This window comes from Mycobacterium appelbergii (genome assembly GCF_032883035.1).
GTDB classification, from domain to species: Bacteria; Actinomycetota; Actinomycetes; order Mycobacteriales; family Mycobacteriaceae; genus Mycobacterium; species Mycobacterium appelbergii.
Window position 1 is genome coordinate 76,812 of sequence record NZ_JAMQTH010000018.1, and the last position, 22,540, is coordinate 99,351.

Genomic DNA, 22,540 nt, shown 5'->3' on the forward strand with positions numbered 1-22,540 from the left:
GAGTCGCCGCATGAGTGCCAGCCCGCTGCCCAATCTGGTCGGCAGGCAGCGTGAGTGCACATTGCTCGCCGACGTGCCGAGCGGGCTGCGTCAAGGCGATTCCGCGGTCTGGGTGATTCGCGGCGAGGCGGGTATCGGGAAATCGGCGCTGCTGGAGTACGTGGCGGCCCAGGCTTCCGACTTGACCGTCACCAGGGCGCGCGGCATCGAGGCCGACATGGAACTGGCCTATGCGAGCCTGCACCAACTGTGCGCGCCGTTCTTCGGCGAGATCGATGCGCTGCCGGAACCGCAGCGCGATGCACTGCGGGTCGCGTTCGGGATGGCCGCCGGTGATCCTCCTGACCGTTTCCTGGTAGGCCTCGCGGTGTTGACCCTGCTCACCCGGGCGTCGGAAACACGACCGGTGCTGGTCGTGATCGACGATGCCCAGTGGCTGGATCAGGTGTCGCTGCAGACCCTGGAGTTCGTGGCCCGGCGCCTGCTGGCCGAGGCGGTCGCGATGGTGTTCGCGGTACGCGATCCTGAGGGACAAGGCGTACTGGAAGCGTTGCCGGAGTTGAGAATCGGCGGTCTCGACCCTGCCGCCGCCGGTGAGCTGCTGGAGGCCGCGGTGGACGGGCGCCTGGAGAAGCGGGTCAGGGACCGGCTGGTGGCCGAGACACACGGAAACCCGCTTGCACTGTTGGAGCTCTACCGCGGCCGCAGCGCCGCCGAACTGGCGTACGGCCTGGACTCGGCGTCGCTGCATGGCACGGGTTCGGTGTCACGCCGCGTGGAGCGGGGCTTCGCGCAGCGCATCGACTCGCTGCCTGCGCCGACCCGAACACTGCTGTTGATCGCCGCCGCCGAGCCGGTCGGCGATGCCCGGCTGTTGCTGCGCGCCGCCGCCGCGATGAACGTCACCCCCGATGCCGCACCCGCCAAGGCGGCCGGATTGATCGAATTCGGTGAGTCCGTGCGGTTTCGCCACCCGCTCGTACGCTCGGCGGTCTACCACCGCGCCGCGCCGGAAGCGCGCCGGGCGGTGCACCGGGCGCTGGCAACGGTCACCGACCCGGTACTGGACCCCGATCGCCGGGCCTGGCAGGCGGCACAGGCAGCCGAGGGTCCGGACGAGGAGGTCGCGGCGGCGCTGGACCGCGCGGCGGGCCGGGCACGGCAACGCGGCGGCATGGCCGCTGAGGCGGTCCTGGCCGAACGCTCCGCCGAACTGACACCAGACCTGTGGCAGCGGGGACGGCGAGCCCTCGCGGCCGCCGAGGCGCACTTCTCGGCCGCCGCTCCGGACCGCGCCACAGAGCTGGCCTCGCTGGCGGACCTGTGCCCGCTGAGCCCGTTGGACCGCGCCCACCTGGCACGGCTACGTGCCCGGATCCTGTTCGCCCGCAGCAGAAGCGACGAGGCAGCACCCCTACTGTTGGACGCTGCCGCACAATTCACGGCCACCGAATCACCCTTGGCGCGTGAGACCTACCTCGAGGCGATCAGCGCAACCGTGTTCGCCGGCCGGGTGCACGGCCCGTCCGGCGCCAGGGCCGCGGCAGTCGCGGCCCGCGCCTCGGGCGCCCCACCGTCGCACTCCGATGCCGCCGACCTGCTGCTGGACGGAGTGGCCGCGCTGCTCGCGGACGGATACGAAGCCGGTGTCCCGGTGCTGCGCCGGGCCTTCGAGCCATTCGCGCACGAGGAACTCAGCAGCCGGGAGGCGACGCTGCGGTGGCTGCTACTCGTACCGGTCGCACTGGAATCGTTCATCCACTACGGCTGGGATCTGCCCGCCTGGGACACGTTCGCGACCCGCGCGGTGCGACTGGCCCGCGATATCGGCGCCCTCGGGGTGCTGCCTCCCGCCTTGATCTACCTCGGTGGGGTGTACATCCACTACGGCGACTTCGCCACCGCCACCCGCATGATCGAGGAGGCCGACGCGATCTCGGCCGCCACCGGCAACGCGTCGCACAGCTACGCCGCGCTCGTGCTGGCGGCCTGGCGCGGCGAGGAGGACGCCGCGGCGAGCATCATCGCCGAGGCCAAAGCCCGTGCCGCACAGCGCGGGGAGGTTTCGTTGCTGGGAGCCAGCGGCTACATCGAAGGCGTGCTGTACAACGGGCTGGCGCGCTACGACATGGCTCTGACCGCCGCCCGCGCCGGTATCGACCACGACGGGTTCAACTTCACCGGCCTGTCGCTGGTCGAACACGTCGAAGCCGCAACCCGGTGCGGCGAGCTCGAGGCGGCGCGGGCCTCGCTGGCCCGGCTGGTCGAGCTCACCGATGCGGCCGACTCCGGGTGGGCTCGCGGGGTCAGCGCCCGCAGCCGGGCACTGCTCACCGATGGTGACGAGGCGGACGCCCTGTACCGCACCGCGATCGAGGAACTCGGCCGTGACCGCGTGGTGGTGGAGGTGGCGCGTACCCACCTGCTGTACGGGGAATGGCTGCGCCGGACACGTCGGCGTGCGGCGGCTCGGGATCAGCTCCGGAAGGCCCACGAGATGTTCGACGGCATGGGGGCCACGGCGTTCGCCGAGCGCGCCCGGCGCGAACTGCTGGCCACCGGTGAGCACGTGCGGGCCCGCGATACGCAGCCGTCGAACAGCCTGACGCCGCAGGAGTCCCAGATCGCTGCCCTGGCAGCCGACGGGATGACGAACCCGAAGATCGGTGCGGAGCTGTTCATCAGCCCGCACACCGTGGAGTGGCATCTGCGGAAGGTGTACTCGAAGCTCGGCATCAACTCGCGCCGGGATCTGCCGGTTGCGCTGGCGGCAACCCCGGGTTAGTCGGTCTCCTCCCACCGGTGCGTGGGATTCTGCGGCCCCGTGGTGCCCGGTGCCCACGGACTCCACCACGGACTTCCGGGGCGCGGTGGACGGCACGTGGGATCGACAGTGAAGGTATCGCCCGCAATGGGCGCCGCCTAGCACAAGGAGTCCCACCGATGTCCGCGCCGAGTCCCCAGACGACGACACCGACCAGGCCGTCCGACGACCTGGAGCGCGCACTCGACATCTTCCTGACCCACCGCCCGCAACTGTTCGGCATCGCCTACCGGGTGACCGGCAACGTCTGCGAGGCTGAGGATCTGATGCAGGACGCATGGCTGCGCTGGCAGCGCACCGACCGCACCAGGGTGCAGAACCCCGCCGCCTTCCTGACCACGACCACCACCAACCTCGCGATCAATCTCATCCAGTCCGCTCGGCACCGCCACGAGTCCCCGACAGCGTCGCCGTTGGACGACATTGTCGATTCCGACGGGAATCCCGCGCTGCGCGCCGAGCAGGCTGCGGCGGCCGAGGAGGTCCTTGCACTGCTCATGGCGAGGTTGAACGCCGGCGAGCTGGCTGCCTACGTGCTGCGGAAGGGTTTCGACTACCCGTACGTCGACCTCGCCGACCTGCTTCGAACCAGCGCCGCGAATGTGCGTCAACTGGTCCGCCGGGCCCAGACGCGCCTGGACACCGACCAGCGGCGGGCACCTGTTGCGGTGGAGGCACACCGCCTACTCAACACCGCGTTCTCGGCGGCCCGCACCGGTGACCTCGAGGACCTCGAACGACTGCTCGCCACGGACAGCGCGGGCCGGCGCGCTTCCCCACAAGCCGCCTGACAGCGAATCCGGAGTCCAAACCGGACAGGCGATCACCCGCACCCGCCAGTATCGTCTCCCTGGAAAACATGGAGCCAACGAGTGCAGAGCCGGGACGTCTACTCGGCCGCCGTCACGAATGCGCGACCCTCGACACCCTCATCGCGGGGGTCAAGGGCGGTCACAGCGCGTCCTTGGTCCTGCGCGGTGAGGCCGGTATCGGCAAGACCGCGTTGCTGGAGTACGCGCGGCACCACGCATCCGGATGCCGCGTGGCGCGTGTCACGGGCATCGAGGCCGAGGCCGAACTCGCCTTCGGTGGGCTTCACCAACTGTGCGCACCGTTGCGCGGCCACTTCGATCACCTTCCGGGCCCCCAACGCGCGGCGCTCGAGACCGCGTTCGGACTGAGCGCCGGAAGCCCTCCCGACCGCTTCCTCGTCGGGCTGGCAGTGCTCACCCTGTTGGCTGACGTGGCCGAGGATCAGCCGCTGGTGTGTCTGGTCGACGACGCCCAGTGGCTGGACCAGATCTCAGCTCAGACACTGGCCTTCGTCGCCCGTCGCTTGCTGGCGGAGCGCGTGGCGCTGCTGTTTGCCGTGCGCAGTCCCCTCCGCGCAGATGCGTTGCAGGATCTGTCCCATCTCGAGGTCGAGGGCCTGGGCGATCACGACGCCCGGACACTGCTGGCCTCGACCGCCCCGGGGCGTGTGGACGACCGCGTCCGCGACCGGGTGCTGGCCGAGGCCCGCGGGAATCCGCTCGCGCTGCTGGAACTTCCCCGTGAACTGACGGCAGCACAACTGGTCGCCGACGACGGCCGGCTGGACGATCAACCCCTGGCCAATCAGATCGAGAAGGGCTTCCTGCGACGGCTACGGTCGCTGTCTGCCGAGACCCAACGCCTGGTGCTGCTCGCCGCGGCCGAGCCCGTCGGGGATATGGCATTGCTGCGGCGTGCCGCCGCCCGGTGGGGCATCGACGTGGAGGCCGCCGGCGCCGAAGCGCAGGCAGCCGAGTTGGTGACCGCCCGCACGATGGTCCGGTTCCGGCACCCGCTGGTGCGTTCGGCCGCATACCGATCGGCGTCGGCCTCCGAACGGCAGTCGGCGCATCAGGCACTGGCCGAGGCAACCGATGCCGAACGTGATCCCGAGCGTCGGGCATGGCATCTGGCCGGCGCGGCCGGAGTTCCGGATGAGGGTGTCGCAGCGGGCCTGGAACGCGCCGCCGCACGTGCCCACGCCCGCGGCGGGGTGGCCGCTGCGGCCGCATTCCTCAGCCGGGCTGCCGAACTCACGCCCGATCCGGCGCGGCGCGGTTCCCGCTCGCTGGCTGCGGCTCAGGCGAAGACCCAGGCCGGCGAGTTCGGTGACGCGCTGGAATTGCTCGACGCCGTCCGGCTGCAGCCCTTGGACGAGCGCGAGCGCAGCGTGGCCGAACTGCTCCGTGGACAGGTCCTGTTCTCCTCCCGAAGTGCGAGCGCGGGCCTGCCGCTGCTGCTCGACGCCGCCAAGAAGCTCGAGTCACTGGACCCCGTGCTGGCGACAGAGACCTACCGCGACGCGATGTACGCAGCCCTCACCGCCGGCCGGCTGCCCGGCGACACCGGCGTGGAGCAGGTCGCGACCGCCATCTTGGCGATGCCCCGCCCGTCGGATCCGTCTCGGTCGGAGTTGCTCCTTGAGGGACTGTCCCGGGCTGTGGTCGACGGATACGCCGCCGGGGTGCCCCTGGTACAGCGTGGCCTGGCGGCGTACCGGACCGGGGAGATCTCGTCCGACGAAGGACTCGGCTGGCTGCCGCTCGCGTGCCGATTGGCGCACAACATCTGGGAATTCGACGACTGGTCGGTCCTGTCGGCGACCCTGGTCAAACTGGTCGGTGACGCCGGGGCGCTCGGTGTCCTTCCATCGGCGCTGTTGCTGCGGCTGTCGAATCGGGTTTATGCCGGGGACCTGGCCGCCGCGGACTCGCTGGCCGCACAAGCAGCGACATTGGGCGAGGTGACGGGCAGCAGCTTCTTTGCGCACTACGGCGCCTTGGTGGTGGCCCCATGGCGCGGAAATGAAGCCGAAACTCGGCGGGTGATCGACGTGATCGCCCACGACCTGCTGTTGCGCGGTGAAGGCAAGGTCCTGACGGCGACCGAGTGGGCGGCGGCCGTGCTCTACAACGGACTCGGTCGCTACGAAGAGGCGTTCGCGGCCGCTCAACGCGGCTTCGCCTACCCGCAGGAGTTCGGCCTGTCGACCTGGTCCGCGGTCGAGTTGATCGAGGCCGCAGCACGACTCGGCCGTCCGGGCGACGCGACAGGGGCGGTGCGCCACATCGAGGGTATGGCCGCCGCGAGCGGAACGGACTGGGCACTGGGGACTGCCGCATATGTTCGCGCACTGATGAGCGAAGGCGACATCGCGGAAAAATACTACCAGCGGGCGATCGAACAGCTCGAGCGCACCGAGGTCCGAATGCTCACTGCGCGAGCACATCTGGTGTACGGAGAATGGCTTCGGGGCGAGCATCGACGGACCGACGCGCGGCAGCGGCTGGGCCGCGCACACGACTCACTGACCGCCATGGGAGCGGCCGGGTTCGCCGAGCGGGCGCGCCGCGAACTCGCCGCCACGGGGGTGGCGACGACGAGCGGGCCGAGTACCGACACCGGTGCAATGCTGACACCGCAGGAAATGCAGATCGCCCGGCTGGCGGCTGACGGGCTGACCAACCCCGAGATCGGGACCCGCCTGTTCCTCAGCGCGCACACCGTCGAGTGGCACCTGCGGAAGGTGTTCACCAAACTCGGTATCCGGTCCCGCAGGGATATCAAAGCGGTGCTCACCAGCGAGTCACCCGCGTCGTCATAGCCGGTTTGGTGATCGGCCCGACGGGATGGCCCGGGATAGCATCGACGAAAAACGAAGGGGACGATAATCGACAACACCGTTCCGCCCAGCGCACCCCCAGGCTGGTTCACCGATCCATGGAATGGTCGGCAACTCCGGTACTTTGACGGCACGCAATGGACGGGCCATACCTCACCTGGCGCCTCACCCAGTCCGCCTGCGACACAATTCGCACCCCCGCTGGAGAAGTCCGGTTACCCGTTCGGCGAGCAGACCCTGGTGCTACGGCCCATCGCCGACAGACACGACCACAACATCGAATGTGCGGTGGAAAACGCCAGCGGCAAATGCCTCGCCATCATGCGACCACGGACACAACTATCTCCAATCACTCGGGCGACTGACGATCTGGAGTTCGAGATCGTCCGCCCCGATTACGCGGCCCTGCTGTACCTCACCCGTTACGGGGGCAACAGCGGGCACGTCGTACAGATTCGCGATCACGCCGGAATCGACCTTGGCCGGTTACGTCAAAGCAACTCGTTCTGGCAGCAAGTCCGGACTCAACGCATGGACCTGGCAATCGAGTTCGGCAATCAGCATCTCGGACACACCGAAGTCGGTACCAGTGCCTTCAAGAGAACCAACGCGGAAGTCCATGAACCGGTCTACGACGCTGCGGGCACCGCCGTCGCCCACATCGACCGGCAGTGGCACATGCGCACCGGATCACTACACCCTCAATTCGACTACATGCTTGCCTGCTCCGCGCCGACCACACATCCGCTGCCCACTCTGACGCTGGTCGTTGCATTCACGCACTACATCTACGACAAGCTCATGACGGGTGGCCCGTTACGAAGCCAGGGTTGGACGTGGTGGCGCAATTGAACGGAACCACTGCACATGAGTCACTTCGCGCGCGGTAGCCTTCGCTGCGAAGCTAACTGCCTCGGCGCACGCCGGCGTCGACCAGAGTCGGGACTACTGCCACGTGAATACACATGATCCGGATGATGAGTCATTCGATGCCGGCGACGGCTTGGACGCGTTGCACTTCGACGCTCCGGCGATTGCTGACGACGACACCGGACTCGATGCCCTGGCGGGCTTGGGAACACACGACAACGGTTACGACGATGGTCTCGGCGACGGCCTCGCGGCCATTGACGGGCCGGAGCCCGAGCCTGAAGACGCAGAGCAGATCCCCGTGGTTCAGGCGGTGAACCCGCCCGGCACCGTGACTGTGACGGCCTACCTCAGCGGCGCGGTCGCGCAGGTCGACCTCGACCCGAAAGTGACCACCCTCACCGAATCTCAACTCGCCGAAGAGATCCGGTTCGTCGCCGAGGTCGCCGCAAAGAAGGCGACGGCGGTCGTGCATGTCGGAGTGGTAGATATGCTCGTCGACCAGGGGATGGACTTGCGCGAGGCCCGCGACTTCGTGGAAACTCACATGCCGTTTTCCACGCCGGAGGCGGCCGTCGAGGCCCAACTGGCGCTCATCGCGCGGCACACCGAGCAGGAAGACCAGCCGGGCTGATTTCCACGAAGCGGACCATCTCACACCAGCCCAGAATTGGCGTGCAAGACCGTGTTTAGCCGCTGTTAGGCTCATTTCGACGAAAGGGCTGAACGGCGATGAGCTTTTTGAGCGCTGCACAAAGGGTCAGCGATGCGCTCGACAACCCGGTGTTGGACAAACTCGGCAAGGCCAACACTGTGTGGTCCGCGAAATCCAATGACGACGGCCGGAAAAACAACGCCAATCCCAACCAGACTCTGGACGCTGTCGGGGTAGGTGCGGACGCGATCGGCACAGTCCAGATGCTGCTGCCGAGGGCTCTCGGTACTCCGATAATTTCGGCCGGCCTGCTGGCGATCCAAGGAATGACCCTCACGTGTGGAGTCGGCGACCCGGACAGTGGCGACCGGTTCGGGCAAGGCGCAGCGCAGTTCAGCGAGGTCGGCCAAACACTCGAATCGGCGATTCCCGGCGACAGTTGGCAAGGGAGCGCCTCGCAGGCTTACGCGGCCCAGGACTCCAAGCAACAGGATCGTGCCCGCGCCATCCAGGAAGCCGACATGGCGGTGGAAGCGGTTGTGCACGATCAAGCCAAGCAGGTCAACCAGACACGCACTTTCCTCGACGTCGCCGCGACTGTCCTCGGCTACGCCGTGGTGCCTGCCATGATCGCGAGGGCGTTCGGCCCTCCGGGAGTGGCGATCGCAATCGGGATTGAAATCGGAGCTGTCGCTGGGTCGGTCCCCCCGAGCGCCGCGGCGATGGGGGTGATGTCTGCGAACTCGACGATGAATGCCGCGAAGATCGCGCAGGCGATGAACAAGTACACCAAGGTGTCATCGAGCTGAACGAAGGAAATCCGTATGTCCGATCTCCTGAAGGTCCACACCACGCACGTACGCGACTTGTCGGAGCGACAAAATCAGGCCGCGAGCCAGGTCGCAAGCGCGTCGGGCACGCCCCAAGGGGTTCCCGATTCCGTGGCGGTCAATCACGGCCTCGTATGTGGAGCTGCCATCACCGCTCTGACAATGGCCTTGGCTGCCCGCACCCAAGCGTGCGCTCGGATGCAGCACGCTTCGACTGATCTGTCGCAGAAACTCAATATCGCGGCATCCCGATACGACCAGGCAGATGCCAAGCTCAGCGGCAAACTCAACGCCACGATGCACCCCGGCTGATCCGGCTATGACGCGGGCAGCCCCAGGTCCTCTGCATCGGCGGTGAGGTACCGCGTCACCGTCGGCGCGATCAGTCGCACCGCCTCATCGCGGGTCACGGCGGCCAACGGGGGCACGGCCATCACGTAGCGCAGCATCGCGGTACCGACGAGGGTCGTGGCCGCCAACATCGCCCGCAGCCGGGCCTGCTCGACATCTCCCCCGAGTGCGCCGGACACCGCGGCCAGCACGTAGTCCTGCATGAAGGCCCGGAAGGATTCGTTGGCGTCGGAGTTCGAGGTGGCGGACTGCAGCATCGCCCGCATGCTGGCGCCGGTGTCGGCCGCTTCCCAGATGTCCAGATACGTGCGCACCACCCGGGTGCCCACCTCCTCGGGCGGCCCCTCGATCGCGGCCACCAGCACCGCGGGGTCGATGATCAGTTGCAGCGATTCCCGGAACAGATCGGCTTTCGACCCGAAGAGGTACAGCACCATCGACGGGTCGACGTGGGCGTCCCCGGCGATCGCCCGCAGCGTCGTCTTCTCGTAGCCGTCCGCGGCGAATCGCTGTTTCGCGGCGGCCAGCACAGTGTCCCTGGAGACGGGATCGCCCTGCCTTCGCCCTCGCTTTTTGACTGTCTGCGCAGGTAAGGCCATGCATCGACACTATCATTTCAATAGATGTTGAAATAAATCGCGGACAGCGCTACTCTCAGCGCAACAGGTAATTCAACAGTTGATGAAAAGGTGGCGTCATGACTGCAACCGCGCTCCCCACCCCGGCCCGCCAGGTGGTGCCTGTACACCGTCCACCGGCAGCACTACGGGCCACCGGAATCATCGCGGTGCTCGCGGTGGCCATCGCGATCGTGGCGGTCGCGTTCGCCCTACCCGCGTCCCGCTCCAAGCCTCACAACGTCCCCATCGGCGCCGCCGGACCACAGGCCGCCAGCAGCCAGGTCGCCGAACGGCTGGAACAGCAGGCGCCCGGAGCGTTCGCCGTCACCTACTACCCGGGTGAGGCAGCGTTGCGTGACGCCATCCACAACCGGACCGTCTACGGCGGCGTCGCATTCGGACCCGAGGGTCCCACCCTGTTGACCGCCACCGGCGGCAGCCCGGCCGTCGCGCAATTGCTGAACCAGGTAGGCGCAGGCATCGCCGCACACCGCGGCCTGACCCTGCACACCGAGGATCTCGCCCCGCTGCCCGCCGCCGACCCGCGGGGCGCCGGACTGGCCGCGTCCGCACTGCCGATCACGCTGGCGGGGATGCTGCCTGCGATCGCCCTGGTGTTCGCCCTCAGACGCGAAGTGTGGACTCGACTGGGTGCCGCCGTCGTATTCGCCGCGGTCGCCGGCACCACCATCGCCGCGTTGCTGTACTACGTCTTCGGTTCCATCGACACGAACCTGTGGGGCGTTGCTGCGGGCCTGACCCTTGGGGTGGGCGCGGCAGGCCTGCTCATGCTCGGACTGGGCTCACTGTTCGGGAAGGCCGGGTTGGCTGTCGGCGCGCTGCTGGCCCTGCTGGTGGGCAACCCGCTGTCCGGGCTGACCGCCGCACCGGAAATGCTGCCGAGCGGTTGGGGACAGCTCGGCCAGCTGCTCCCCCAGGGCGCGACCGCCACGTTGCTGCGGTCCACCGCATACTTCGGCGGCAGCGGCGCCACCACCGCAGTCATCGTGCTCAGTTTCTGGGTGATCGTCGGGGCGACACTGGTGGTAGTTGCCGCTCTGCGACAGCCCGGGCGCGCACGCGCATAGAATGCGCCCCCGTGGGGCTCGATGACCGTGACGCGCTGCTGGTGCTGCGTGATGCCGTCGACCCACAACGCGGGTCCGACGCCCTGATCCGCGATTTCTACACCCACTGGTTCGCCACCGACCTGTCCGCCCGAGACCTGTTCCCACCGGACATGGACCGTCAGCGCAACATCTTCGCCACCACGATGACCTGGCTGTTCGGGGAGCTCATCGCCCAGCGCGCCGAGGAACCGGTGGCGTTCCTGGCCCAGCTGGGCCGGGATCACCGCAAATACGGTGTGACAGAACATCATTACGACACGATGCGGGACGCGCTCTACACCACGCTGCGCACTCACCTCGACGCGAACTGGAATCAGCGGCTCGCCGAGACCGCGCACGACGTGGTTGCGCTGGTCATCGGGGTGATGCGCGGGGCGGCCGATGCCGAGCAGTCCCCGGCGTACTGCGACGGCACCGTCATCGAGCACAACAAGGTCACCCGCGACGTATCGGTCATCCGGCTGCAACTCGACCAACCGCTCTTCTACCACCCGGGCCAGTACGTCACCGTCCAGGTACCGCAGTGGCCACGCCGCTGGCGCTATCTGAGCCCGGCCATCCCGGCCGACCGCTCCGGTGGCATTGAATTCCATGTCCGATCGGTCACCGGCGGCATGGTCAGCACGGCGATCGTCGCCGAAACCCGGCCCGGCGACCGATGGCGGATGTCCAGCCCCCACGGCGCCATGCAGGTCGACCGCGGCGGCGAAGACGTGCTGATGGTCGCGGGCAGCACCGGGCTGGCGCCATTGCGCACGCTCATCATGGACATGACGCTGCACGGGGTGAACCCGCGGGTGCACCTGTTCTTCGGCGGACGGTATCCGTGTGACCTCTATGACCTGAAAACGCTGTGGCAGATCGCTGCGACCAACCCCTGGTTATCGGTGACGCCGGTGTCCGAATACAGCAGCGATCCACCTTGGGCGGCCGACTATCCCGACGTCCAACCACCCCGTGGACTGCACGTCCGCCAGACCGGACGACTGCCCGAAGTGGTGACCCGGTATGGCAATTGGGGTGACCGCCAGATCTTGATCTGCGGCGGACCGGAGATGGTCACGGCGACAAAGTCCGCGCTGATCGACAAGGGCGCGCCCGCCGAACGGATCCAGCACGACCCCCTGACGGACTGACTCGTATGGGTGTCACCACCGCGACCGCGTGACAGACTTGCGCCATGGCCGACTACCAACCTGTCACCCTGCATGACCCGTCGTCATCGCTGACCGCGACGTATGTTCCCGTCGCGGGAATGGTCTGCACATCACTGGCCGACGACGGCGTCGAGTTCCTGGGGCAGCGCCGCGGGTTACAGGCCTACATCACCACCGGCAAGACGATGGGCATCCCGATCCTCTACCCGTGGGCAAACAGGTTGAGCGCCAGCAAGTACGGCATCAACGGTGCGGTGGTCACCCTGACCCCCGGTGTCGCCGGGGTGCGCAGCGACGAGCATGGCGTGCCGATCCATGGCGTGCTGGGCGCCAATCCCGGCTGGCTCGTCATCGAACAGTCCGAGAACAAACTGGTGGCGATCCTGGACTGGGGCGGGCGACCCCGCCTGCTCGCGACGTTTCCCTTCCCGCACATCCTGACCATGACCGTGACGCTGGCCGACCGCACGCTCACCGTGGACACCACCGTGATGCCGTCCACGGCAGCCTCGGTGCCCCTGTGTTACGGCTACCATCCGTATTTCAAGATCCCGGGTGTGGCACGGGAGGAGTGGCAGCTGGAAACCCCGACCATGCGATATCTGCCCGTGGACAACTGGGGTATCCCGACCGGGGAGACGCAGGAGTGGGCCGGCGGAGCCGAGCCGCTGAAGACAACCGAGCTGGACCACGGCTTCGACCAGGTCCGCGATGGTTCGACGTTCGCGATCGCCGGCGGCGATCGGCGCATCGAGGTGAAGTTCAGCAGGGGCTACGGCGCCGCGCAGATTTTCGCGCCGCACAGCGACGACGTCGTCTGCATCGAACCGATGGCTGCACCGACCGACGCGCTACGACGGGGCAACTACCCCATTGCGGTTCCCGGCAAGCCCGAGACCAGTACCTACTCGATCAAGGTCAGTTAGCGGCGGCTGTGACCAGTCCCTGGAACACCACCGCAGCCGAGACCGCTCCGGGATCAGGTGTCCCGATCGCCCGTTCGCCGAGGTAGGCGGCCCGACCGCGCACAGCGATGCGATCGGCGGTCGCCGCTGCCCCTTCCTCCGCGGCGCGATGCGCCTCACGGATGGCATCCGGCAGCGGCGCACCGGCTTCGAGTTGGCTACGCAGACTGCGGGTTGCGGGCAGCACGGCGTCGAGCAGAGTGTTGTCTCCTTCGCTCGCCCCGCCGAGCTCGCCAATGGCCGACCAGGCCTCCTCGAGCGCGTGCAGCAGGGCCCATTGATCGAATACGTCCGCACCTTCCAATGCCTTGCCTGCACGCCGGAGGGCGCCTGCCCACAGGGCACCGCTCGTTCCACCGGTCGTTTTCCGCAGCACGGACGCCGCGGTGAGCAGTGTCTGCGACGGGGACGAACATTTTTGCGCAGCAAGTTCTTTCGCGATCGCCCGGAATCCACTTTCCATGTTCACGCCGTGATCCGCGTCGCCGACAGCGGCGTCGAGTTCTGTCAGCCGCGGGCATGCTTCGGCCAGGAGATCTGCGGTGGCACTCATCCAGATTGCCATCAGGTCGGCTGGGAGGGTGGTGGCGGACAACGGTTCTCCTACCATGCGATGGCCGGGGTACGAACGGGCGCATCCCAGAGGTCAACGAGGTCGTCGTCGACGGGAACGATGGACACAGACAGCCCGGTCATGTCGAGGCTGGTGACATAGCTGCCGACGAGGTGTCGGACCGGCTCCATCCTGCGTCGCTGCAGCGCCGTGACGACGTCACTGTGGAACAGATACTGCTCCCCGACGGGAGTGCCGCCGAGGCCATTCGTGAAAACCAACAGCCGTGCGCCCGCGCTCAATCCGAGATCGGACACGAGCACGTCGACGAGCTCGTCGGCTTGCTCGCGCGCCGGTTTCCGGGGCTGTCTGCGTCTCCCCCGCTCACCATGTATGCCCACGCCGAACTCAACCTCGCCCCTGGACAGTTCGAAGGTCGGCCCGTCTGCCATCGGTGGTGTGCACGCGGAGGTGGCGACGGCAATGCTGCGGGAACTGTCGGCCACACGCTGCGCAAGCGCGGCCGTGGCGGCCAAGGTGTACCCGGCCGCCGCGGCGGCGCCGGCAATCTTCTCCACGAAGACCGTGCCCGCGGTTCCGCGCCGGCCCGGTCCATCGCCCGACGCCGGTAGCGACGCGTCCTCGGCCACCACAACTGTGGCGTGTTCGATTCCACGGTCCTCTGCGTCTTCGGCGGCAAGCCGGAAGTTGAGCACATCACCGGTGTAGTTCTTGACGATGAGCAGAACGCCGCCGCCTACGTCGGCCACCGACATCGCCGTGCTGATCTGGTCGGACGACGGCGCCGCATAAACATCACCGAGAACAGCAGCAGCGAGCATCCCCTCGCCGACAAAACCAGCATGAAGAGGTTCGTGACCTGACCCACCGCCCGATACACACGCCACCGTCCCCACCGGCAGCGGTTGTCGTCGACAGCACAGCATCGAATCGAAGTCCGCGACAATAAGATTGGAATGCGCCGACACCAATCCTGCCAGCATCTGCCGAACGTAGTCCCGTGGGTCGTTGATGGTGCGTTTCATGCCCGTCCTTGTCGCACGAAGCGGCCCGGGCGGAACGCGGTGGTGAGTAGCGTGGAGGTACCGACCCGAGCCAACTCAGCGGCAGCCTCGCCGAACGCCGGCGCCATCTTGAACCCGTGGCCGGAGAAGCCACCGAGTATCCAGATATTGTCCTGCCCGGGAACGGATCCCACCACGGGCGCATCGTCGACAGTGTAGCCGTCCATGTAGGTTTCCACGCGAGACGGTTGCGGAGTCAGGCCTGCGAGGAAAGTCGCGAGGCCCCGTCCAACTGCGGTGATCTGATCTCGGTTCACCGTGCCATCGAGCCGGTCAGGGTCGACGACCACGTCCGAAGGACCGAAATCTGGATACGACTGGTGTATACCTACTTTCACCGTCGAACCGTCGAGTGTCGGGAAACCGAACAGCAGACCGTTCGGAGATTGACGCATGAATACCGGGCTATTGTCCGGCAGGTACTGCTCCGGATCTGAGACGGCGTGCCACGCCAGCTGGACTCGATGCGGAACCACGTGACCGCTCAGCGTAGGCATCATTGCGGTCATCCATGGTCCCACTGTCAAGACGACCTGCGCCACCGTCCAGACACGCTCGCCGGCATGAATTCTCACCTTCCCTTGGTGTGGTGTGATCGCGTCGATACGGGTATCGGTGACGATGTGCGCACCGTGTTGCCGGGCTGCCCGGGCTGCGGCGGTGACCGCCCGTTCAGGCCTGATGAATCCGGCATGCGGGTCGACGACTCCCACTTCGTCAGAATGCAGCAGATGCTGTGGGTACCGGGCTTGCAGCTCGGTGTGGTCGAGGAACTCGTGCGGCAGACCGTACTGGTCACATCCCTTGATTACCTGGGTGATCGCCGAACTGTGGGGTGATCCGATCGTCAGACCGGAGGTCAGTCTGAGCAACTCGACCGCAGCCTCGCCTTCGAGCTCGCGCCACAGCTCGAGTGAGCGCTGCAGGAATGGAATGTACTGTGGTCCCTCGACATAGGCGGTGCGAAAGATCCGTGACTCACCACCGGCCGCCGATTTGTCGTGACCGATCGAGAACTGCTCGAAGCCGATGACGTCCACGCCGGCCCGCGCCAGCTGCCAGAGTGTCATCGAGCCGATCGTGCCGATGCCGATGACGGCAACCTCAGCATCCATGGGTGTCTGCTTTCGTGTTAGAAGGTGTGCGATGTGGTCGGCACGCGACCGTCAGTGCCTGGCCACGGCCGCGGGCGAGTCGATACCGTCTGGCTCCGCGGCCGCTGCCTCCTGCAAGGCGAGGTCCCTGGTCTCCGGTGCCAGCTTGGCAGTAGCGACGATCCCGAGCGCCAGGACTATCACAGCGAGCAGCATCGTCTGCCGAGTTCCCAAGTGGGTCAGCGAAACCGGAAGCAGAAAGGTGCCGACCGCTGCGCCGATACGACTCATCGCGGCCGCGAAGCCGACGCCGGTCGCACGAAAATCGGTGGGAAAGAGTTCAGCCGGATATACATGGCAGAGTGTGCCCGCCGCCGAGATTGCGAAAGCGTAGATCGCGAAGCATCCGACAATCAACGCAGCGTTCGGCGAGGCGAAGACGGCCAGTGGCAGCAGCGCCAGGCCCATCACGACAAAGGACCAGAGGGTGAAGCCACGACGGGAGAGGCGATCCATCACGATCACCCCGACAATCCCGCCGACCAACTGAAACAGATTCATGATCAGGCCGCCGGTGAATCCGTCACCCAGACCGACTGCCGACAGAACGGTGGGCGCGAAGGTGAACAAGGCGAAATACGGCAGAACCTGACAGAACCAGAACACCGACGCGAAGATCGTGCGTCGCCGCCATTGCCTGGTGAAGAGAACGAGCAAGCGAGCGGACCGGCGGGAATGCGCAGCCGTATCTGCGGTTTCGCCGATCACGACATGTTCGCCGAAGTACTTGTCCAGAACGCGACGCGCCTCGTCGGCACGGCCGTGCGCCGCCAGCCACCGCGGCGACTCGGGGGCACCCAGGCGTAGCAGCAGAACGAGGAACGCCGGGACGGCACCGCTGGCAAGCATCCAGCGCCACGAATCCTCGCCAAGGAAGTCGCGCAGGAAGTACCCGATGACGAAAGCCACGACGAAGCCGACCGTCCACGTCGTATTCAATGTCGCGAGCAGCGTTCCCCGATGCTTGCGCGGGAGGAACTCCGACAAGAGGGTGGCCCCGATGGCGTAGTCGATACCCATCGCCACTCCAAGGATCAGGCGGATCGCGAACAGCTGCCACGGCTCATCGGCGACAAGATGCAGCAAGGAGCCGACCACGAAGATCATCAGATCGATGACATACATCGTTTGGCGTCCGACCCGGTCGATGATCGGGCCGAAGACCAGGCTGCCGAGAAACAAGCCGATCAGCGCGCCGGCACCGATCAATCCGAACCACAGATCGGATAAGCCCCGTTGCTGCGCGTAAACGGCGAGCGCGATGCCAACTATCCCCAAAATATAACCGTCACAAAACAATCCACCAGCGGTGAAGGTGGTGACACGGAGATGGAAGCGCGACAGAGGCACGTCATCGAGCGAGACGGCCTTTACTTCATTGCTCATATTTCTCCCCAAGATCGGGCACGGTGCCCTTGGTGGAGAACATTGAAGCTTGATGCGGCAACGGCCGTCCAATACCTGTTTCCCGCTAAGCCGATAGGTTTGGCATATAGCTCACGGCGGCGCTAGCCGGGCGCGGGTTCGGTGGCCAGATCCTTGAGTGCCTCGAAGTACGGTGACGGGCGATTTGTTGCCTGGGCCAAACACAACGTCGTCGACGGCGCGGGCGGGTGAAGGGGGCGGTATACCGTCCCGGGCAACCTCAGTGGAGAGACACAGGACGGGACGATGCCGATTCCGAGCCCGCAGGCGACCAGACCCAGCAACACCTGGTCGTCGTCAGGTTCGAACCTGATACGAGGGCTGAACCCCGCCGCGGTACAGGCGCTCGTCACCGCGTCGGTGTAATCGGGATTTCGGCGACGCGGCAGTAACAGCAGATCCTGACCCTCCAGTTCCGCCATGTCCACCGCATCGTTCTTCGCAAGGGGATGATCGATCGGAAGCACCGCGACGAAGGGCTGGACCTCGATCGGGTACAGGTGCAATCCTTCGATTTTCCGTCCGCCAGCCGTCCTGAGCACGCCGATATCCAGCTCACCCCGTTGGATTCGGTGTATCTGGTCGGCAGGGTCCACGGATTCGATGAGCAATGCCACACCGGGATTCGCCGCCCTGAACTTGGGCACGATCCTCGGCAGGAGCTCGGAGAAGCCCGAGGTCACGCTGGCAAGGCGCAGCGGCCTGGCGATCGAATCCATCGCCGCGCCCGCGGCAATCCGTTGCATGTCCCACGCGCCGGCAAGGATTCGTCGGGCCTCCTCGAGCAATACGCGGCCCGTATCGGTCAAGACCACCCGCCGCGGCGTACGTTCGAACAGTTGCACACCGAGTTCGGTTTCCAATTGGGAGATCTGCTGGCTTAGTGGGGGCTGCGAGATGTGCAGTACTTTGGCGGCTTGGGTGAAGCTGAGTTCTTCGGCAACCGCTACGAAATAGCGCAGATGTCGGAGCTCCATGACCGCTTAGCGACGCCGGCGATTGGCGCCAGGTTGCCAGAGGACGACGGCCTTCGACGCCACTGACACGTCGCGGTGTTGAGAGGCCGCCCTCAGCTGCTCCACCTGCTGGCTCAGCTCGGAGACCCGGGCGCGCAGGGCGTCGACCTGATTGGTGAGTTCGATGATGCGTTTGATGCCGGCAAGGTTGACGCCTTCGTCCTGCGAGAGCCGCTGCACTTCGCGGAGCAGGTCGACGTCGCGCTCCGAATAGCGCCGCCCGCCACCGGAACTGCGTTGCGGGCTGACCAGACCGAGCCGGTCATAGGTACGCAGCGTCTGTGCATGCATACCGGCCAGCTCGGCGGCCACCGAGATCAGGAACGTCCGGGCGTCGTCTTTTCGCGAGCTCATACGTTGCCCGCCCATCCGGCCCGTGGATCAAAGCCCGTGGCGCGTTCGGCTTTCGCGTAGGCCTCGAGAGCCTCGGCCGCTTCACCTTCCAGGTTCGGCGGCACCGCCACCTTCACGGTGACCAGCAGGTCGCCGTGGCCGCCGGAGCGTTTCGGCACGCCCCGTCCACGCACCCGCAGGATTCGTCCGTCCGAGGTGCCCTTCGGCACCCGGACACCGACCTTGCCGTCCAGTGTCGGCACTGAAAGTGTTGTGCCGAGCGCCAACTCGTGAAAGCTCACCGGCACACTGACGGTCAGGTCGTCGCCGTCGCGGCCAAACACTTTGTCGGGGCGCACATGCACGGTGACATAGAGATCACCGGACGGTGCGCCGCGCAGCCCCGCCTCGCCCTGTCCGGCCAATCGGATACGTTGGCCGTCCTCGACGCCCGGCGGGATCCGCACGTTGATCGTGCGGGTCCGCGTGGTGACGCCCGTGCCCTGGCACTCACTGCAGGGATGCTCGATGATCGAGCCGCTCCCCCGGCACTCCGTGCAGGGTTCAGAGAAACCGAACGCGCCCTGGTTGCGGCTCACCACCCCGGAACCGTTGCAGTTCGGGCACACTTTCGGGCTGGTGCCCGGACGTGCGCCGCTGCCATGGCAATTGGTGCACGGCGCCGGGCTGGTCAGCCGCAGTGGCATGGCCACGCCCTTGGTGGCCTCCAGGAACGACAGCTCGGTTTCGGTTTCCAGGTCGTTGCCCCGGCGGGGCCTGCTCGGCCGCGGTTGAGCACCGCGCCCGAACAGGCCGCCGAACAGGTCACCGATGTTGGCGCCGCCGCTCTGGCCCGCCGCGTCGAAGAGGTCGCCCAGGTTGAACTCGGCACCGTCGGAGCCGAATCCACCACTGAAGTTCCCGCCACCGTCGTTGAATCGACGGCCGAAACCTCCGCCGGCGAACAGTCGGCGGGTCTCGTCATACTCCTTGCGCTTCGCGGGGTCCGACAAAACACTGTTTGCCTCGGACACCGCCTTGAACCGCTCTGCGGCGCCGGCTTCAGAGTTCCGGTCAGGGTGCAGTTCGGACGCGAGTTTCCGGTAGGCCTTCTTGATTTCGTCGGCGCTGGCGTCAGAGGAGACGCCGAGCTCCTTGTAGAAGTCCTTCTCGACCCATTCGCGTTGGGCCATGCTGCGCCACCTCCTTACCTCGTCGCTCTGGTTATCTGTCTAACTGTCTGATTCTGCGTCCTGGGCACCGGCGTCGTCCGCGTTATCCGCGGGTTCGCCCGCGCTTTCGGTCTCCGGCACGGTGTCGACGACACCGACCATCGCGTGGCGGACCACCTGTTCGCCCACCTTGTAACCACGGCGCATCACGTTCCCGACCACGGGATGTGTGCCGTCGCCCTCATGCTGTACGGCTTCGTGCAGCGACGGGTCGAACTCGTCGCCCTCCTCACCGAAAGCGGTGACTCCCAGCCCTTCCAGTGCGCCGACAAGCTTGTCGGCCACCGACCTGAGCGGACCGGATTCCAGATCGCCGTGGTTGCGGGCCCGGTCCAGGTCATCGAGGACACCCAGGAGCTGGCTGACCACAGTGGCCTTGGTCCGGTCGGCGATGGCCTGCTGGTCACGCAGTGAGCGCTTGCGGTAGTTGTCGTACTCCGCCTTGACCCGCTGCAAGGTGGCCTTCAGTTCGGCGACCTCGTCGCTATCGCCTGCCGATTCCGGCGCGGCCGCCGCCGCCGGCCCACCAGGGGCCGGCGTCGGCTCAGGTTCATCCGCTCCTTGCGGGCGCGGGCGAACCTCGCCAGTGTCGGGATCGATGCGCCGCTTGTCGGTGATGGTCACCGGCTCGTGCGAATCGCTTTCACTCACTTGTTCTCCCGCTCATCGTCGTCGACAACTTCGGCGTCAACCACATCGTCGTCGGAGCTGGTGGAGCCGTCGCCGCCACCGGCGGCCTGCTCGGACTGGGTGGCCTCGTAGATGGCCTGACCCAACCCCTGGCTCTCCTGGCCCAGCTTCTCCATCGCGGCCTTGATCGCGGAGATGTCGTTACCGGCCAGTGCCGACTTGGCATCGGCGACCGCGGCATCGACCTTGGTCAAGGTGTCCTCGGGAACCTTCGATCCGCCCTCGGCTTCACGCTGCTCGGAGACGAATTTCTCCGTCTGGTAGACCAGCGACTCGGCCTGGTTGCGAACGTCGGCTTCCTCGCGACGCTTGCGGTCCTCGTCGGCGTGCGCCTCGGCATCCTTGATCATCCGGTCGATCTCCTCCTTGGACAGGCCGGAGCCTTCCTGGATCTTGATCGTGTTTTCCTTGCCGGTGCCCTTGTCCTTGGCGGTGACGTGCACGATGCCGTTGGCGTCGATGTCGAAGGTGACCTCGATCTGCGGGACACCACGCGGGGCCGGCGGGATTCCGGTCAGCTCGAAGGAGCCGAGCAGCTTGTTGTGCGAAGCGATCTCACGCTCACCCTGGAACACCTGGATCTGCACCGACGGCTGATTGTCGTCGGCCGTGGTGAAGGTCTCCGACCGCTTGGTGGGGATCGTGGTGTTGCGCTCGATGAGCTTGGTCATCACGCCACCCTTGGTCTCGATACCCAGGGACAACGGCGTGACGTCCAGCAGCAGAACATCTTTCACCTCACCCTTGAGCACGCCGGCCTGCAGCGCAGCGCCCACCGCGACAACCTCATCCGGGTTGACGCCCTTGTTGGGCTCCTTGCCGCCGGTCATTTCCTTGACCAGCTCGGAGACCGCGGGCATGCGGGTGGAGCCACCGACCAGCACCACGTGGTCGATCTCGGACACCGAGATACCGGCGTCCTTGATCACCGACTGGAACGGCTTACGGCTGCGGTCCAGCAGGTCCTGGGTGATCTTCTGGAACTCGGCACGGGTCAGCTGCTCGTCGAGGAACAACGGGTTCTTGTCCGCGTCCACGGTGATGTAGGGCAGGTTGATCGAGGTGCTCTGCGACGAGCTGAGTTCGATCTTGGCCTTCTCGGCGGCTTCACGCAGCCGCTGCATGGCCATCTTGTCCTTGGTCAGGTCGATGCCCGAGGTGTTCTTGAACTTGTCGACCAGCCATTCGACGATCCGGTCATCCCAGTCGTCGCCACCGAGGTGGTTGTCGCCCGACGTCGCGCGGACCTCGACGACACCGTCGCCGATCTCCAGCAGCGAGACGTCGAAGGTACCGCCACCCAGGTCGAACACCAGGATGGTCTGTTCCTTGCTGCCCTTGTCCAGGCCGTAGGCCAGTGCGGCCGCAGTGGGCTCGTTGACGATGCGCAGCACGTTGAGTCCGGCGATCTGGCCGGATTCCTTCGTCGCCTGACGCTGGGCGTCGTTGAAGTACGCGGGCACGGTGATCACCGCGTCGGTGATGTCCTCGCCGAGGTAGGCCTCGGCATCGCGCTTGAGCTTCATCAGCACGCGGGCGCTGATCTCCTGCGCGGTGTAGTCCTTACCGTCGATCTCCACTGACCAGTCGGTGCCCATGTGACGCTTGACCGACCGGATGGTCCGGTCGACGTTGGTCACCGCCTGGTTTTTCGCGGGCTGACCGACCAGCACCTCACCGTTGCGCGCGAACGCGACGACGGACGGGGTGGTTCGGGAGCCCTCGGAGTTGGCGACGACGACGGGGTCGCCACCTTCCAGAACCGCCACGACGGAGTTGGTGGTCCCGAGGTCGATACCGACCGCACGAGCCATGGTGTTGCCTCCTGTAGACATATAGGGGTCTGAGCGGACTGCGCTCAAGCCTGCTCCGGTCGACTATAGGTTGTCAACCCAGACTTGAGTCTATGTCACTCAAGGTTGTTGTCGATCACGTCAACGACAGGTACCCGCGTTTTGTTCCCGGGCCTCGCTTTTTAACCCCCCGTGCGCCGAG

20 protein-coding genes and 1 pseudogene are annotated in these 22,540 nt (G+C 66.4%); 11 read left to right on the top strand and 10 right to left on the bottom strand.

Annotated elements, in window-relative coordinates:
- Positions 1–10 precede the first annotated feature (10 nt).
- The 8 genes and pseudogenes from M1247_RS31765 (at position 11) to M1247_RS31795 (ending at position 9,146) form a co-directional block, all read left to right on the top strand.
- On the top strand, positions 11–2,785 hold the full coding sequence (locus tag M1247_RS31765; protein ID WP_317160409.1) for a helix-turn-helix transcriptional regulator: 2,775 nt from the start codon (positions 11–13) through the stop codon (positions 2,783–2,785).
- 158 nt (positions 2,786–2,943) lie between these two features.
- A complete protein-coding gene (locus M1247_RS31770) occupies positions 2,944–3,615 on the top strand; it encodes a sigma-70 family RNA polymerase sigma factor (protein ID WP_317160410.1) in 672 nt (223 codons plus the stop codon).
- A 68-nt stretch (positions 3,616–3,683) separates the two neighbouring features.
- Entirely contained in the window at positions 3,684–6,461 is a 2,778-nt protein-coding gene (locus M1247_RS31775) for a helix-turn-helix transcriptional regulator (protein WP_317160411.1), read from the top strand.
- 66 nt (positions 6,462–6,527) lie between these two features.
- A pseudogene (locus tag M1247_RS36495) lies at positions 6,528–6,644 on the top strand (DUF2510 domain-containing protein); the annotation flags it as partial.
- Between the two features lie 75 nt (positions 6,645–6,719).
- Positions 6,720–7,331, top strand: coding sequence for a hypothetical protein (locus M1247_RS31780; RefSeq protein ID WP_317160412.1), 612 nt, complete (start codon positions 6,720–6,722; stop codon positions 7,329–7,331).
- 103 nt (positions 7,332–7,434) lie between these two features.
- Positions 7,435–7,983, top strand: a complete 549-nt coding sequence (locus tag M1247_RS31785; RefSeq protein WP_317160413.1) for a hypothetical protein — start codon at positions 7,435–7,437, stop codon at positions 7,981–7,983.
- 98 nt (positions 7,984–8,081) lie between these two features.
- On the top strand, positions 8,082–8,813 hold the full coding sequence (locus tag M1247_RS31790) for an EspA/EspE family type VII secretion system effector (RefSeq protein ID WP_317160414.1): 732 nt from the start codon (positions 8,082–8,084) through the stop codon (positions 8,811–8,813).
- A 15-nt stretch (positions 8,814–8,828) separates the two neighbouring features.
- Positions 8,829–9,146 carry an ESX-1 secretion-associated protein gene (locus M1247_RS31795; RefSeq protein ID WP_317160415.1) on the top strand — a complete coding sequence of 106 codons (318 nt, stop codon included), beginning with the start codon at positions 8,829–8,831 and terminating at the stop codon, positions 9,144–9,146.
- Between the two features lie 5 nt (positions 9,147–9,151).
- On the opposite strand, the gene M1247_RS31800 is transcribed toward M1247_RS31795, so the two are convergent.
- Positions 9,152–9,784, bottom strand: a complete 633-nt coding sequence (locus tag M1247_RS31800) for a TetR/AcrR family transcriptional regulator (protein WP_317160416.1) — start codon at positions 9,782–9,784, stop codon at positions 9,152–9,154.
- Between the two features lie 98 nt (positions 9,785–9,882).
- Here M1247_RS31800 and M1247_RS31805 point away from each other — a divergent pair, with 98 nt between their 5' ends.
- From M1247_RS31805 to M1247_RS31815, 3 genes are read left to right on the top strand one after another with little or no spacing between them, the layout of a single operon-like run.
- Entirely contained in the window at positions 9,883–10,893 is a 1,011-nt protein-coding gene (locus tag M1247_RS31805; RefSeq protein ID WP_317160417.1) for an ABC transporter permease, read from the top strand.
- An 11-nt stretch (positions 10,894–10,904) separates the two neighbouring features.
- A complete protein-coding gene (locus M1247_RS31810; protein ID WP_317160418.1) occupies positions 10,905–12,071 on the top strand; it encodes an FAD-binding oxidoreductase in 1,167 nt (388 codons plus the stop codon).
- Between the two features lie 44 nt (positions 12,072–12,115).
- Positions 12,116–13,018, top strand: coding sequence for an aldose 1-epimerase (locus M1247_RS31815; protein WP_317160419.1), 903 nt, complete (start codon positions 12,116–12,118; stop codon positions 13,016–13,018).
- On the opposite strand, the gene dhaL is transcribed toward M1247_RS31815, so the two are convergent.
- Genes dhaL through dnaK form a run of 9 tightly spaced genes read right to left on the bottom strand, consistent with a single transcriptional unit; the run spans position 13,011 to position 22,359 of the window.
- Entirely contained in the window at positions 13,011–13,652 is a 642-nt protein-coding gene (gene dhaL, locus M1247_RS31820; RefSeq protein ID WP_317160420.1) for a dihydroxyacetone kinase subunit DhaL, read from the bottom strand. The genes M1247_RS31815 and dhaL overlap by 8 nt on opposite strands.
- An 8-nt stretch (positions 13,653–13,660) precedes the next feature.
- Positions 13,661–14,656, bottom strand: coding sequence for a dihydroxyacetone kinase subunit DhaK (locus M1247_RS31825; protein WP_317160421.1), 996 nt, complete (start codon positions 14,654–14,656; stop codon positions 13,661–13,663).
- Entirely contained in the window at positions 14,653–15,810 is a 1,158-nt protein-coding gene (gene solA / locus M1247_RS31830) for an N-methyl-L-tryptophan oxidase (RefSeq protein ID WP_317160422.1), read from the bottom strand. Before solA ends, M1247_RS31825 begins: the two co-directional genes overlap by 4 nt.
- 51 nt (positions 15,811–15,861) lie before the next feature.
- Positions 15,862–17,307: an MFS transporter gene (locus M1247_RS31835; RefSeq protein ID WP_317160423.1), complete on the bottom strand. Its 1,446-nt coding sequence runs from the start codon at positions 17,305–17,307 to the stop codon at positions 15,862–15,864.
- A 50-nt stretch (positions 17,308–17,357) separates the two neighbouring features.
- Complete coding sequence (locus M1247_RS31840; protein ID WP_317160424.1) at positions 17,358–18,251, bottom strand: LysR family transcriptional regulator; 894 nt, start codon at positions 18,249–18,251, stop codon at positions 17,358–17,360.
- Between the two features lie 6 nt (positions 18,252–18,257).
- Positions 18,258–18,644, bottom strand: coding sequence for a heat shock protein transcriptional repressor HspR (locus M1247_RS31845; protein ID WP_317160425.1), 387 nt, complete (start codon positions 18,642–18,644; stop codon positions 18,258–18,260).
- Positions 18,641–19,816: a molecular chaperone DnaJ gene (gene dnaJ, locus M1247_RS31850; protein ID WP_317160426.1), complete on the bottom strand. Its 1,176-nt coding sequence runs from the start codon at positions 19,814–19,816 to the stop codon at positions 18,641–18,643. The genes M1247_RS31845 and dnaJ overlap by 4 nt, the downstream gene beginning before the upstream one ends.
- Before the next feature lie 39 nt (positions 19,817–19,855).
- On the bottom strand, positions 19,856–20,506 hold the full coding sequence (gene grpE, locus M1247_RS31855; protein WP_317160427.1) for a nucleotide exchange factor GrpE: 651 nt from the start codon (positions 20,504–20,506) through the stop codon (positions 19,856–19,858).
- Positions 20,503–22,359: a molecular chaperone DnaK gene (gene dnaK, locus M1247_RS31860; protein ID WP_317160428.1), complete on the bottom strand. Its 1,857-nt coding sequence runs from the start codon at positions 22,357–22,359 to the stop codon at positions 20,503–20,505. The genes grpE and dnaK overlap by 4 nt, the downstream gene beginning before the upstream one ends.
- Between the last annotated feature and the right edge of the window lie 181 nt (positions 22,360–22,540).